The sequence below is a fragment of the Terrabacter sp. Root181 genome, from assembly GCF_001428505.1.
In the GTDB taxonomy this organism is placed as follows: domain Bacteria; phylum Actinomycetota; class Actinomycetes; order Actinomycetales; family Dermatophilaceae; genus Terrabacter.
This window is the reverse complement of the sequence record NZ_LMHU01000007.1, coordinates 74,386-88,082: the sequence shown is the minus strand read 5'-3', so window position 1 is coordinate 88,082 and position 13,697 is coordinate 74,386. Positions and strand designations below refer to the sequence as shown.

The window sequence follows — 13,697 nt, the reverse complement described above, 5'->3', positions numbered from 1 at the left end:
ACCGCGTCCCGCCGGGACGCGCTCGTGACCACGGGCCAGCCCGGCGCGCTGCGTCGCCTCACCGAGCGCCTGACGCGCTCGTCGCACGAGCACGAGGCCGCCGAGCTGCGCCGTGAGTCCTCGGACCTCGTGGGCGTCGTGCACATCGGCGACGCTCCCCAGCGCATCACCGTCACCGTGCGCGGTGAGGTGCGGTCCGTGACCCTGCGCCCCCGTGAGGAGACGCCCGCGCTCGACGTGGAGGTCTGGGACGGCACGGAGTCGCTGCACCTCGTGTGGCTCGGCCGTCGGCGCATCGCCGGCATCGTGCCCGGGTGCAAGATCCAGGCCACGGGCCGCATCACCACCCGCCGGAAGGTCAAGACGATGTTCAACCCGGCCTACGAGATCATCGGCCGGGCGGGGCAGGCGCATGGCTGACGCCGAGGGCAGGACCACCGTGCCGAGCGGCGAGGGTGAGGGCGCGGGTGAGGGCGACGCGATCGTCCGCTCCGAGGCCGACCTGCGCCGCTACGACACCGTCGAGGAGCTGCTGCGCGACAAGCTGTCCGAGGCTCTCGGTGGCTGGCGCGGCGCCGTCGAGTCGGCCGTGCCCACCCTCGCCTTCGCGCTCGTGTGGGCCCGCACCGAGAACCTCCGCACGTCGCTGATCGTGGCCGGCGTCCTCGTGGGCGTCCTCCTCCTCGTGCGGCTCGCCCAGCGCCAGGACCCTCGTTTCATCGCGTATGCCGCTGCGGGCGTGGGCATCTCCGCCTTCTTCGCGCTCCGGTCGGGTCGGGCCGAGGACGCCTTCCTGCCTGGAATGCTCCAGAACGCCGGGCTGCTCGTGCTGCTGCTCGTGACGAACCTGACCCGGTGGCCGCTCTTCGGCTTCGTCGTCGGGGTGGCCGAGCCCGAGGCTTTCGCGGAGGACCCTACGTGGTGGCGGCGTCACTCGGGCATCGTCACGGTCGCCGCCCGGCTGGCCTGGGTGCTCATCGCGCTCAACGTGGTGCGGCTCTCGATCATGGTGCCGCTCTACCTCGCCGAGCAGGTCGCCGCGCTGGGCGTGGCCAAGGTCGTCCTCGGCTGGCCCGCCTACCTGCTCGCCATCACGGCGATGGGGGCCATCCTGCTCCGCGGCCGCACCCCGATCGACCCCTCGAGGATCGCCTGACGGTCGCCGCCGGCGATTCGGGGTCAGTCCTCGAGGGTCGTGTGGTGCCGCTCGCCCGGCGCGACGAGGTCCTGGAGGCGGTCCTCCTGCTCCGTCGTCGTGATGAAGAGCAGCTCGTCACCGGCCTCGATCGCGTCGTCGGGCGTGGGGGCGAGCGGTCGCTCCTCGCGGATGATCGCGACGAGCACGGTGTCGGTGGGCCAGTCGACGTCGCCCACGCGGCGCCCGGCGAACGGGCTGCCGTCGGGCAGGGTGATCTCGACCATCGAGGCCCGGCCCTGCTGGAACTCGAAGATGCGCACGAGGTCGCCGATGCTCACGGCCTCCTCGATGAGGGCCGTCATGAGACGGGGCGTCGACACCGCGACGTCGACGCCCCACGACTCGTCGAACATCCACTCGTTCTTGGGGTTGTTGACGCGCGCGACGGTGCGCGGGACGCCGAACTCGGTCTTGGCGAGGAGCGAGAGCACGAGGTTGGCCTTGTCGTCGCCGGTGGCGGCGACGCACACGTCGGACTCCTCGAGCCGAGCCTCCTCGAGCGCGGCGAGCTCGCACGCGTCGGCGAGCAGCCACGAGGCCTCGGGCACGCGGGAGGCCTGGACGTCGTCGGCGTCCTTGTCGATGAGCAGCACCTGGTGGCCGTTGCCGAGCAGCTCACGGGCGATGGAGCGGCCGACGCTTCCGGCTCCGGCGATGACGACGCGCATGGGGTTTCTTCTCCTGTGCCGGTCAGTGGGCGGCCGGGGCCTGGTCGCAGAGCCGCTCGACGCGAGCGAGGTCGTCGCGCGGGACGGTGAGGTGCACGAGGTCGCCCTGCTGGACGACCATGTCGGGCCGGGGGAGCGTGCCCTCGCCGAGCCGGGTGACGTAGGCGACCCGGGCCCCGGTCTGCTCCTCGAGGTCGGTGAAGTGCCGCCCGATCCAGCCCTCGGCGAGGGGGACCTCGGCGATGACGATCTTGCCGCTCGGGTCGGTCAGCTCGGGCACGGCGCCCTGGGGCAGCAACCGCTGGATCATCTGGTCGGAGGTCCAGCGCACGGTGGCGACGGTCGGGATGCCGAGGCGCTGGTAGACCATGGCGCGCTGGGGGTCGTAGATGCGAGCCGCGACGTGCTCGACCCCGAACGTCTCGCGCGCGACGCGGGCGGCGAGGATGTTGGAGTTGTCGCCGCTGCTGACGGCCGCGAACGCGTAGGCCTCCCGGATGCCGGCGGCGATGAGGGTGTCACGGTCGAAACCGATGCCCGTGACCGTCTGGCCCTCGAAGGAGGTGCCCAGCCGCCGGAACGCGGAGGCGTCCGCGTCGATGATGGCGACGTCGTGGCCGTTGCGGCCCAGGGTGCGGGCGAGAGTCGACCCGACGCGGCCGCAACCCATGATGACGAAGTGCACGGACGCGACGCTACACCGTGAGCCCATCGCCCACCCCGCAGGTCACGCAGGCTGCCCGGGCGGGCGAAACGGTCGGGACGGCATACGTTCTCGGGGCCGTGTCCACGACGTCCCGAGTGGGTCAGTGCAGCGGAACGATCCGTCATACAGTTGCGTCGTGCCCGGTACCGGTTCGCTGTTCAAGCGCCTCCTCCTCGGTCGCGCGATGCGCAGCGACAAGCTCGGGGAGACCCTCCTGCCCAAGCGGCTCGCGCTGCCGATCTTCGCGAGCGACGCGCTCTCCTCGGTGGCCTACGCGCCCGACGAGATCCTGCTCATGCTGGGCCTCGCCGGTGGGACCTTCGTCGCGACGCACAGCTGGCAGGTCACGATCGCGGTCGTCCTCGTCATGGTCGTCGTCGTGGCGTCGTACCGGCAGAACGTCCACGCCTACCCCTCGGGCGGCGGCGACTACGAGGTCGCGACCGTCAACCTCGGACCCCGGGCGGGACTCACCGTCGCCAGCGCCCTCCTCGTCGACTACGTGCTCACCGTCGCGGTGTCGATCTCGTCCGGCGTGCAGAACGCCGCCACAGTGCTCGGGTTCGTGCGCGGGCACGAGGTCATCGTCGCCGTGGCCCTCATCGCCTTCCTCACGGCGATGAACCTGCGCGGCGTCCGGGAGTCGGGCAAGGCCTTCGCCGTGCCCGTCTACGCCTTCATGCTGGCCATCATCGGCATGGGCATCTACGGCTTCTTCCAGCACTTCACCGGCAGCCTCACCCCGGCCGAGAGCGCGGGCCTGACGCTCAAGCCCGAGGAGGGCCAGGGCCTCACCGGGCTCGCCGCGGCGTTCCTCCTGCTCCGGGCCTTCTCGTCCGGCTGCGCCGCCCTCACCGGCGTCGAGGCCATCAGCAACGGCGTGCCGGCCTTCAAGAAGCCGAAGAGCACCAACGCCGCGACGACCCTGCTGCTCATGGGGACGCTGTCGATCGTCATGCTCGGGTCGATCATCGCGCTCAGCCAGTGGACCGGCGTCAAGATCGCGGACGACCCCGGCGCCCAGCTGCTGCGCGACGGGCAGCCGGTCGGCGACTCCTACGTGCAGCACACGGCGATCGGCCAGCTCGCCGAGTCCGTCTTCTCGAACTTCCCGATCGGCGTCGTCTTCGTCTCGATCGTCACCGGCCTGATCCTCGTCCTGGCTGCCAACACGGCGTTCAACGGCTTCCCGGTGCTCGGCTCGATCCTTGCCCGCGACGGCTACCTGCCGCGGCAGATGCACACGCGCGGCGACCGGCTCGCCTTCAGCAACGGGATCCTCATCCTGGCCGGGGCCGCCATCGTCCTCGTGATCGTCTTCAAGGCAGAGGTCACCGCACTGATCCAGCTCTACATCGTCGGGGTGTTCGTCTCCTTCACCACCTCACAGGTCGGGATGGTGCGGCACTGGACGCGCCACCTCAGGCTCGAGCGCAACCCCAAGGAACGGGCGCGGATGCAGCGCTCGCGCGTCATCAACGCCGTCGGTGCCGCCATGTCGGCGACGGTGCTCATCGTCGTGCTCGTCACGAAGTTCCAGGCGGGCGCGAAGTACGCGATCCTCGCGATGGTCGTCCTCTTCGCGCTCATGCTCGGGATCAAGAAGCACTACAACCGAGTCCGCGACGAGCTGGCGATCGACTGGGACGTCGAGCGCCCGATGCTGCCGAGCCACGTGCACGCCATCGTCTGCATCTCCAAGGTGCACAAGCCGACGATGCGCGCGCTGGCGTACGCCCGGGCGAGCCGCCCCTCCTACCTCGAGGCGGTCACCGTCGACGTCGACCCCGACGAGACCCAGGCGCTGCTCGACGAGTGGGACAAGCGCGAGATCCCGGTCCCGCTCAAGGTGCTGTCCTCGCCGTACCGCCAGATCACCAAGCCGATCCTCGACTACGTCCGCTCGATCCGCAGCGGCAACCCGCGCGACATCGTCACCGTCTACCTGCCGGAGTACGTCCTCGGGAAGTGGTGGGAGCAGGTGCTCCACAACCAGAGCGCCCTGCGGCTCAAGGCCCGGCTGCTCTTCACCCCGGGTGTCATGGTCGTCAGCGTCCCGTGGCAGCTCCAGTCGTCCGAGGGCGCCGAGCGCGACTGGATCGATGAGCCGCCGATCAGCGGGTCCGTGCGTGGCGGGGCGCTGTGAGCGGTCGCCAGAACCGCGAGCGCGCCGCCGGCGGAGAGTCGCTCGTGGGCCGGGAGTGGACCGTCGAGGTCGGCCCCGTCGCCCACGGCGGTCACTGCGTGGCCCGGCACGAGGGGCAGGTCGTCTTCGTCCGCCACACGCTGCCCGGCGAGCGCGTCGTCGCGCGCGTCACCGAGGGGCGCGTCGGTGACAGCTTCGTCCGCGCCGATGCTGTCGACGTGCTCGAAGCAGCGCCCGGACGCGTCGAGGCCCCGTGCCCTTATGCCGTCCCGGGAGGCTGCGGCGGCTGCGACTTCCAGCACGCGTCGCTCGCCACGCAGCGGGCGCTCAAGTCGGCCGTCGTGCGCGAGCAGTTCGCGCGCGTTGCCGGTCTCGACGTCGACGTCGACGTCCAGCCGGTGCCCGGCGACGAGGCGGGCCTGCGGTGGCGCACCCGCGTCGAGTTCGCTGTCGACGGAGCCGGGAGGGCCGGGCTGCGCGGCCACCGGTCGCGTGACGTCGTGCCCGTCGACGACTGCCTGATCGCCACCCGCGGGGTCATCGGCTCCGGGGTGCTCGACACCCAGTGGCCCGACCTCGAGTCGGTCGACGTCGTCGATGCCGTGCACCCCGAGGAGCCCGTGCTCGTCCCGCTGCCCGCGCCAGAGGGAGGGGGCGGCGGCGGTCTCGTCGGCGAGCTCGCTCGCGACGGGGACTGGGAGGGCGAGTACGTCGTCGCCGCGCGGGGCTTCTGGCAGGTGCACCCGGGTGCGGCCTCGACGTTCCTGACCCGCGTGACGACGCTGCTCGGGGCCGAGCCAGGCGACCGCGTCCTCGACCTCTACGCCGGGTCGGGACTGTTCACGATGCGCCTCGCTGAGCTCGTCGCGCCCGACGGCGTCGTCCTCGGCGTCGAGGGCGACCGCCGAGCCGTCGAGAACGGGTCGGCCAACACCGAGCACCTCGACAACGTCGAGTGGCGTGCCAACCGCGTCGACCGGGAGCTGCGCTCGCTCGTCGGACAGGACGTCACCGCCGACCTCGTGGTGCTCGACCCTCCCCGCACCGGCGCCGGCAAGGACGTCATGGGGCTGCTCGCGCAGATGGGCCCGCGCCGCGTCGTCTACGTCGCCTGCGACCCGTCGGCCCTGGCCCGAGACGTCAAGGCGGCCGGCACCCATGGCTACGACCTGGTCTCGCTCGAGGCCTGGGACGCCTTCCCGATGACCCACCACGTCGAGTGCATCGCCGTGCTGGAGCCACGAGGCGAGTCGACGCGACCTCAGGCCTGACGGCCGGGCGGTCCCCGCCCTGGGCGGGCTCCTCCTCCTCGTCGACGGGTCATCGGCGTGGTCCGTGGGCGCCACACGCTCACGGGCGAGCCGGTGTCAGGGGCGCCGCTCCATGCGGTGCTCGGGGGGCTCGTCGGGGGGCCAGTCGTCCGGGACGCCCATGTCGACGAATCCAGCCCGTTCATAGGACTTCCTCGCGGGCGTGTTGTCGCTGCGGACCATCAGGTAGGTCGTCCTGCCCTGAGCCGCCGCCCAGTCCGCGACCGCGTCGATGAGCCGGCCGGCGACACCCGTGCCTCGTGCAGCGGGGGCCACCCACATCGAGATGAGCTCGACCCACGCCTCGCCGACAGGTTGTCCGCTGACGACACCGAGATCTGTCGTCGCTTCGTGCGCCAGGAGCGTCAAGGGAACGAGGGTCAGGCGGGACTGCCAGCGCTCGGGCGGGGCGTCGACCCAGTCGGCATGTCGCGAACCGAAGGCCGCTGGAGACTCGGACAGCGAGGCCAGCCGCACCCTACGGAACCTCTCCCAGTCGGCGGGTCCGATCCGTGTGATGTCCACCTGGCGAACCTAGCAAGAGCCCTGCGGGGCCAGACGTCCGGAACCGGGCCTGGGTGGCCGTCGGTGCGCGTCTGCCACGACAGTGACTGTCGGTGGCTCGTACTAGTGTTCGATCATGGAGTTGGGGAGCGCCATCGAGAGCAGCGAGGTCGCTGCCGCTGGCGTGCTTGCGTTCCTCACCCAGATCCCTGCCGATGTCTTCGATGCGCTGGCGCCGGTCGCGCAGGCAGCCGTCGTGTGTCGCGTGGTGCCGGAGCGCCTGCGCACCCTCGACACGGCGAGCGCCGAGGCGGTCCTTGCCGTCGCGCAACGCGCGATGAACGTCCTCAGCGCCGTCCAGGACCTGGCCCTGGCCGCCTGCGTGCGCCGTGAGGAGCTCGATCTCGCAGACCTCGACGGGGACTGGGCCGACGGGTCCGAGTACCGCCCGTCGTCGGTGAAGATCGTCGCCTCCAGCGTCGCGCCCATCCTGCGTTCGACCCCCCGTGGCGCCGAGTCGCGGGTCTCGGATGCCCTCTGCCTCGTCGAGGACCTCCCGCGCACTCTGGCGTCCGCGCTCGACGGGCGGCTCACCCCGCGGCAGACCGGCGTCATGGTGGACCGGGCCGGACTCGTCGCGGTCGATGGCCGCCCGGCCTTCGACGCCGTCGTCGTCGAGGGAGGCGGGGTGGAGTCGTTGACACCCGCTCGGCTCCGACGAGAGTGCGAGCGTGCCGCCATGGCGATCGACCCGGCGGCCGTTCATCGTCGATCGGAGCACGGTCTGCGTGACCGCTTCGTCCGGGTGGAGCCGGGACTCGACCCAGGTACGACGTGGTGGAAGGCCTCGCTGCCCGCGCGGGACTCGATGCAGGCGTGGGGTGCCGTCGACGAGCTGGCTCACGAGTACGTGCGCGCTGATCCTGCCCGTTCGATCGACCAGGCCCGGGCGGACGCCTTCCTCGACCTGCTGCTGGGCAGCGCTCAGGTGTCCACGACCGTCGAGCTGGTCGTCCCCACCTTCACCGACCCCGCGATGGACGATCAGCGCGGCGCGGCGGCCCCGGGCCATGGCGACGCTGTCGCAGACCTCGCTTGCGCAGAGGCTCCCTCCTCCATCCCGGTGGCTGACCTGCGTCCCGGCGCCACGTCTCGTCAGCAGGGTCCGCCGTATGGCCCCAACCTGCTGGCATCGGTCGACGCCTGTTCCGATGACCTGGGACTCATCGCGGGTCCCCGGCTCGCGTCGGAGCACGCGATCGGGTCCGAGCTCTTCGAGCGCGAGAGACGATGGCGACCGCCGAAGGTCGGCGTCCGACATCCACGGTTCGGCTGGATGCTCTCGGCGGTGCTGGCAGAGGTTCTGTCCGACCCTGATGTCGTGCTGCGCGTGACTCGAGCAGACGCGTCGACCGGCGTCACGGTCGCGCGTGACCCAGCCAGATATCGACCCAATGCCGCTCTCTCCCAGCGGATTCGAGACCGCGATCGCACCTGTCGTTTCCCGGGGTGCGGCGTCGCGGCACGACGGTGCGACCTCGACCATGTCGTACCCTTCCCCGGCGGCTCGACCTCCGAGTCCAACCTCGTCTGCCTGTGCCGCAGCCACCACGGCTTCAAGCACCACGCCGGCTGGACGCTGACCATGGATGCCGACGGCACATGCACATGGACCTCGCCGACCGGACGCTTCTACGTGACCCGCCCGGCGGACCTGAGGCTCGAGGCTGCATGAGCCAGCCTCAGCGTGAGGCTGGGTGACCACGGACGGGCCGGCGACACAGCCACCGTTGCCTCCCGAGGACTTGCTCGCGTGACCGTGTGACGGCGTGGGGCGACGCCCGGGGAGGGCCGGGGTCGAGAGGTGTCGCTGCCACGAGACCATGGGGGCATGTCGTTCAGCTACCCCGTGGCCGTGAAGTTCTCCGAGATCGACTTTGCGGGCGTCGTCTTCAACTCCCACTACCTGATGTGGTGCGAGGACGCGAAGATGGCGTTCCTCGACCACCTCGGCTACGGGCCCTACCGCTTCACCGACGAGCACCGGCTCGCGCTGGTGCGTCACGCCGAGATCGACTGGACCGCCAGCCTCAAGCCGCTCGACCACGCGGACATCCGCGTCGTCGTCGACCGGATCGGCACCTCGTCGTTCACCCTCCGCCACGAGATCTGGCGCCGGGGCGAGCACCCGCTGCTCACGGCCACGTGCGTCATCACCTACGTGTGGTTCGACACCGAGGCCGGCGAGAAGGCCGCCCTCGACACACACTTCCGCGAGGCCCTGACCAGCGCGGCGGCCGGCGACGGGCACCGCTGAAGGCCTTCTGGCCCGGCTCCCGCGGTGCTAGCGTCGACGCACGTGCTCGGCATCGGGTGGAGGCGACATGGATGCGTTCATGAAGGTCGACGGCATCGAGGGCAGCAGCCAGAGCAAGGACCACAAGGGCGCGGTCGACGTGCTCTCGTGGAACTGGGGCGTGACGACCCCGACGAACGGCTCGGGCAGCGGCGGCTCGTCCGGCCGCCCACGAGCCCACGAGTTCCGGATCGTCCACCACTACGATCTCGCGTCGCCGCACCTCGCGTCGTTCGCCGCGACCGGCAAGCACCTCAAGGACGCGACGCTCAACGTCGCCCACTCCGGTGCGCGCAAGGACTTCCTCACGGTGACGATGAAGGACCTCGTCGTGACCGAGGTGCTCGTGTCGGGTGACGAGGACGACGTCGACGAGGAGGTGGCCCTCCAGCCCGCGTGGATCCGCTTCGACTACGCCGAGCCCGGGCCCGGTGGTGGTGCGCCGGGCCGGACCTCCAGCGTCACGTGGGACATCCGATCGAACAAGATGGGCTGACCACCGGCTCCGGGCACGTGGACGGGCGCCGGGACGCGCTCGACGTCGTGATCGAGAGCGCGCTGGAGCGGCTGCGCGCAGGTGACGGTGCAGGGGCCGAGTCGGCCCTGGCCGAAGCGCCGGAAGGACACGACGACGTACGCGTGCTGCACCTTCGAGCCGCCGCTGCGCACCTGCGTGGGGACGTCGAGGCCGCCGAGCGGCTGATCTCCGCCGCTCTCGCGGCGACCACGGATCCAGTGGTGGTCGCGAGCCTGCACAACGACCTCGGCAACATGCGCCTGGAGGCCGGGGACCCGGCGGCCGCCGCGGAGGCGTACGCGGCCAGCCTCGCCGTCCATCCGGACGACGCCCCGACGTGGGCCAACCTCGCCACGGCGCTGCGGATAGCCGACGACCCGGTCGGTGCCGGCCGGGCCGGGCTCAGGGCCCTCGAGCTCGAGCCGCAGGGTGCGCTGGGACGGGCGGCCGTGACCGCGGCCGTGCTGTCCCTGTCGGGTCGTGGCCGGGAGGGCGACGCGCTCGACCTCGTGCGTCGGTGGGTGCGACTCGACCCCGACCACCCGGGCGCCCGGCACCGTCTCGCGGCCCTCGGCGGCCTGCCTGTCCCCGACCGTGCACCCGACGAATACGTCGAGACGCTCTTCGACGCCACGGCCGACGCGTTCGACCCGCACCTCGCAGGCCTGCGCTACCGTGCACCGGACCTCGTCGTCGACCGGGTCGCCGCCGTCGTCGGTGAGCCGGCCGGCGACCTCGACGTGGCCGACCTCGGCTGCGGCACCGGACTCGTCGGGGTGCTCGTGCGGCCCTGGGCGCAGACCCTCGTCGGGTGCGACCTGTCGACGAACATGCTCCGGCACGCGCAGGTTCGCGGCTGCTACGACGTGCTGCACCGGGCGGAGCTCGGCGCGTTCCTCAGGGCCCAGCCCACGGCATACGACCTCGTCGTCTGCGCCGACACGTTCTGCTACCTCGGCGACCTCCGCGCCGTGACGGCCGCGGCCGCGCACGCGCTGCGGCCGGGCGGCGCCGTGGCCGCGACGGTCGAGCGGCTCACCGACCCGACGGGGGAGTGGCGGCTGATGCCGTCGGGACGCTACGCGCACGCCGAGGAGCACCTTCGGGCCGCCTGTTGGGCGGCCGGCCTGGAGGAGGTCGTGACCACCCCCGTGCACCTGCGTCTCGAGGCGGGCGTCCCGGTCGAGGGCCTGCTGTGGTCAGCCCGTCGGCCCTCCCGGAAGGGCCGCCGGACAGGGGGCGACAACAGCGCGAGCGGAGGGAAGGATGGGCGGGTAGGGGTGGACTGACAAGGTCGAACGCGTGTGGTTAGATATATCTTGACGTCAAGATAAATCGAGCACCGTGACATCAGAGTTGCTGGAAGGAGCCCGTCGTGGGCAGTGTTGACAGCTTCAAGGCCAAGGGGACCCTCGAGGTCGATGGTCAGTCCTACGAGATCTACCGGCTCGCAGGGGTGAAGGGGCAGGAGACCCTGCCGTACAGCCTCAAGGTCCTCCTCGAGAACCTCCTGCGCACCGAGGACGGCGCGAACATCACCGCCGACCACATCAACGCCGTGGGTTCGTGGGACGAGAATGCCGAGCCCGACACCGAGATCCAGTTCACGCCCGCCCGCGTGATCATGCAGGACTTCACCGGCGTGCCCTGTGTCGTCGACCTCGCCACCATGCGCGAGGCCGTCGCCGACCTCGGCGGCGACCCGGCCAAGATCAACCCGCTCGCGCCGGCCGAGCTCGTCATCGACCACTCCGTCATCATCGACGTCTTCGGCCGTGCCGACGCCTTCGAGCGCAACGTCGAGATCGAGTACCAGCGCAACCGCGAGCGCTACCAGTTCCTGCGCTGGGGCCAGACGGCCTTCGACGACTTCAAGGTCGTCCCGCCGGGCACCGGCATCGTCCACCAGGTCAACATCGAGCACCTGGCCCGCACCATCATGGTCCGCGAGATCGACGGCGAGCGCGTGGCCTACCCCGACACCTGCGTCGGCACCGACTCCCACACCACGATGGTCAACGGCCTCGGCGTGCTCGGCTGGGGCGTCGGCGGCATCGAGGCCGAGGCGGCCATGCTCGGCCAGCCCGTCTCGATGCTCATCCCGCGCGTCGTCGGCTTCAAGCTGAGCGGTTCGATCCCCGTCGCCGCCACCGCCACCGACGTCGTCCTCACGATCACCGAGATGCTCCGCAAGCACGGCGTCGTCGGCAAGTTCGTCGAGTTCTACGGCGAGGGCGTCTCGCAGGTGCCGCTCGCCAACCGCGCGACCATCGGCAACATGAGCCCCGAGTTCGGCTCGACCTGCGCGATCTTCCCGATCGACGAGGTCACCCTCGACTACCTGCGCCTCACGGGTCGCTCGGACGAGAGCGTCGCCCTCGTCGAGGCGTACGCCAAGGAGCAGGGGATGTGGCTCAAGGCCGGTCCGGACCAGCCCGAGGCCCGCTACAGCGAGTACCTCGAGCTCGACCTGTCGACGGTCGTCCCGTCGATCGCCGGCCCCAAGCGTCCCCAGGACCGCATCGCGCTCACCGACGCCAAGGACGCCTTCCGCAAGGTGCTCCCGACGTACGTCGCGCACGAGGAGGGTGACGCGGGTGCCGCCTCGTCCTTCCCGGCCAGCGACCCGACGCCGCAGGGCACCGTCGAGGGCACGAACGGCGGCGACCGCCCGGCCGACTCCGGTGGCGTCAGCGGCCGCCCGTCGAAGAAGGTGTCGGTCACCGACGCCGAGGGCCGCGAGTTCGAGATCGACCACGGCATCGTCTCGATCGCCTCGATCACGAGCTGCACCAACACGTCCAACCCGTCGGTCATGATGGCGGCCGCGATGCTCGCCAAGAGCGCCGTCGAGAAGGGCCTCTCGGTCGCCCCGTGGGTCAAGACGTCGATGGCTCCCGGCTCGAAGGTCGTCACGGGCTACTACGACAAGGCCGGCATGTGGCCCTACCTCGAGAAGCTGGGCTTCCACCTCGTCGGCTACGGCTGCACGACGTGCATCGGCAACTCGGGCCCGCTCAACGACGAGATCTCCAAGGCGATCAACGACAACGACCTCGCCGTCACGTCGGTCCTCTCGGGCAACCGCAACTTCGAGGGCCGCATCAACCCCGACGTGAAGATGAACTACCTCGCGAGCCCGCCGCTCGTCATCGCCTACGCCCTCGCAGGGACGATGGACTTCGACTTCGCGTCGCAGCCCCTCGGTCAGGACACCGACGGCAAGGACGTCTTCCTCGAGGACATCTGGCCGGCGCCGGCCGACGTCGAGCGCACCATCGCGGCCTCGATCAGCCAGGAGATGTTCACCGAGGACTACGCCGACGTGTTCGCCGGCGACGAGCGCTGGAAGTCGCTGCCGACGCCCGAGGGCGACACCTTCGCGTGGGACGGCGAGTCGACCTACGTCCGCAAGCCGCCGTACTTCGACGGCATGTCGATGGACACGACCCCGGTCGCCGACATCGACGGCGCTCGCGTGCTCGCCAAGCTCGGTGACTCGGTCACGACCGACCACATCAGCCCGGCCGGTGCCATCAAGAACGACAGCCCCGCGGGCAGGTACCTCGCCGACCACGGCATCGAGCGCAAGGACTTCAACTCCTACGGCTCGCGCCGCGGCAACCACGAGGTCATGATCCGCGGCACGTTCGCCAACATCCGCCTGAAGAACCTCCTCCTCGACGGCGTCGAGGGCGGCTTCACGCGGGACTTCACCAACGGCGGAGAGCAGTCGACGATCTACGACGCCGCGCAGCGCTACGCCGAGGCGGGCACGCCGCTCGTGATCCTCTCGGGCAAGGAGTACGGCTCCGGCTCGTCGCGCGACTGGGCTGCCAAGGGCACGAGCCTGCTCGGCGTCAAGGCCGTCATCGCCGAGAGCTACGAGCGCATCCACCGCTCCAACCTCATCGGCATGGGCGTCATCCCGCTGCAGTACCCAGCCGGCCAGAACGCCGACTCGCTCGGCCTCGAGGGCACCGAGACCTTCTCGATCACCGGCATCACGGCCCTCAACGAGGGCTCGACGCCGAAGACCGTCAAGGTCGTCGCCACCAAGGAGTCGGGCGAGACGGTCGAGTTCGACGCCGTCGTGCGCATCGACACCCCCGGTGAGGCCGACTACTACCGCAACGGCGGCATCCTCCAGTACGTCCTGCGGTCGCTGGTCACCAGCTGACCCGCATCGCAGCACGCCCCGACGGGCCCGTATGCCGTACGCCACGGCATGCGGGCCCGTCGGCGTGGGCGCGGGGCGTGCCAGGGACCCGGCGGGGTGGCATGCGCGGGCG

General features: G+C 70.9%; 12 protein-coding genes. 9 read left to right on the top strand and 3 right to left on the bottom strand.

What is annotated here, in order from left to right:
* The first annotated feature begins 24 nt into the window (after window positions 1–24).
* Together ASD90_RS14550 and ASD90_RS14545 are read left to right on the top strand one after the other, a co-directional pair.
* On the top strand, window positions 25–420 hold the full coding sequence (locus ASD90_RS14550; protein ID WP_082588793.1) for an OB-fold nucleic acid binding domain-containing protein: 396 nt from the start codon (window positions 25–27) through the stop codon (window positions 418–420).
* Window positions 413–1,156, top strand: a complete 744-nt coding sequence (locus ASD90_RS14545) for a DUF3159 domain-containing protein (protein ID WP_082588749.1) — start codon at window positions 413–415, stop codon at window positions 1,154–1,156. Before ASD90_RS14550 ends, ASD90_RS14545 begins: the two co-directional genes overlap by 8 nt.
* 23 nt (window positions 1,157–1,179) lie before the next feature.
* Here ASD90_RS14545 and ASD90_RS14540 read toward each other — a convergent pair whose 3' ends face one another.
* A complete protein-coding gene (locus ASD90_RS14540) occupies window positions 1,180–1,866 on the bottom strand; it encodes a TrkA family potassium uptake protein (RefSeq protein WP_056757965.1) in 687 nt (228 codons plus the stop codon).
* Between the two features lie 22 nt (window positions 1,867–1,888).
* The gene (locus ASD90_RS14535) at window positions 1,889–2,551 is read right to left on the bottom strand and encodes a TrkA family potassium uptake protein (RefSeq protein ID WP_056757962.1); all 663 of its coding nucleotides are present in this window, start codon (window positions 2,549–2,551) and stop codon (window positions 1,889–1,891) included.
* 205 nt (window positions 2,552–2,756) lie between these two features.
* Here ASD90_RS14535 and ASD90_RS14530 point away from each other — a divergent pair, with 205 nt between their 5' ends.
* A complete protein-coding gene (locus tag ASD90_RS14530; protein WP_056758878.1) occupies window positions 2,757–4,718 on the top strand; it encodes an APC family permease in 1,962 nt (653 codons plus the stop codon).
* Window positions 4,715–5,989, top strand: coding sequence for a class I SAM-dependent RNA methyltransferase (locus ASD90_RS14525; protein ID WP_056757958.1), 1,275 nt, complete (start codon window positions 4,715–4,717; stop codon window positions 5,987–5,989). The genes ASD90_RS14530 and ASD90_RS14525 overlap by 4 nt, the downstream gene beginning before the upstream one ends.
* A 96-nt stretch (window positions 5,990–6,085) precedes the next feature.
* Here ASD90_RS14525 and ASD90_RS14520 read toward each other — a convergent pair whose 3' ends face one another.
* Entirely contained in the window at window positions 6,086–6,553 is a 468-nt protein-coding gene (locus ASD90_RS14520; protein ID WP_056757955.1) for an N-acetyltransferase, read from the bottom strand.
* Window positions 6,554–6,668: 115 nt separating this feature from the next.
* Here ASD90_RS14520 and ASD90_RS14515 point away from each other — a divergent pair, with 115 nt between their 5' ends.
* The 5 genes from ASD90_RS14515 (at window position 6,669) to acnA (ending at window position 13,585) form a co-directional block, all read left to right on the top strand.
* On the top strand, window positions 6,669–8,267 hold the full coding sequence (locus ASD90_RS14515) for an HNH endonuclease signature motif containing protein (protein ID WP_056757952.1): 1,599 nt from the start codon (window positions 6,669–6,671) through the stop codon (window positions 8,265–8,267).
* A gap of 156 nt (window positions 8,268–8,423) precedes the next feature.
* Entirely contained in the window at window positions 8,424–8,849 is a 426-nt protein-coding gene (locus ASD90_RS14510) for a thioesterase family protein (RefSeq protein WP_056757949.1), read from the top strand.
* Window positions 8,850–8,916: 67 nt separating this feature from the next.
* Entirely contained in the window at window positions 8,917–9,384 is a 468-nt protein-coding gene (locus ASD90_RS14505; RefSeq protein ID WP_056757946.1) for a type VI secretion system tube protein Hcp, read from the top strand.
* 17 nt (window positions 9,385–9,401) lie between these two features.
* Window positions 9,402–10,694, top strand: coding sequence for a methyltransferase (locus ASD90_RS14500; RefSeq protein ID WP_056757942.1), 1,293 nt, complete (start codon window positions 9,402–9,404; stop codon window positions 10,692–10,694).
* Window positions 10,695–10,780: 86 nt separating this feature from the next.
* A complete protein-coding gene (gene acnA, locus ASD90_RS14495; protein ID WP_056757939.1) occupies window positions 10,781–13,585 on the top strand; it encodes an aconitate hydratase AcnA in 2,805 nt (934 codons plus the stop codon).
* Window positions 13,586–13,697 lie beyond the last annotated feature (112 nt).

Coding starts and splice junctions, on each gene's coding strand:
- ASD90_RS14545 (WP_082588749.1), top strand. CDS start 413: ATGGCTGACGCCGAGGGCAGGACCACCGTGCCGAGCGGCGAGGGTGAG.
- ASD90_RS14540 (WP_056757965.1), bottom strand. CDS start 1,866: ATGCGCGTCGTCATCGCCGGAGCCGGAAGCGTCGGCCGCTCCATCGCC.
- ASD90_RS14530 (WP_056758878.1), top strand. CDS start 2,757: ATGCGCAGCGACAAGCTCGGGGAGACCCTCCTGCCCAAGCGGCTCGCG.
- ASD90_RS14515 (WP_056757952.1), top strand. CDS start 6,669: ATGGAGTTGGGGAGCGCCATCGAGAGCAGCGAGGTCGCTGCCGCTGGC.
- ASD90_RS14510 (WP_056757949.1), top strand. CDS start 8,424: ATGTCGTTCAGCTACCCCGTGGCCGTGAAGTTCTCCGAGATCGACTTT.
- ASD90_RS14505 (WP_056757946.1), top strand. CDS start 8,917: ATGGATGCGTTCATGAAGGTCGACGGCATCGAGGGCAGCAGCCAGAGC.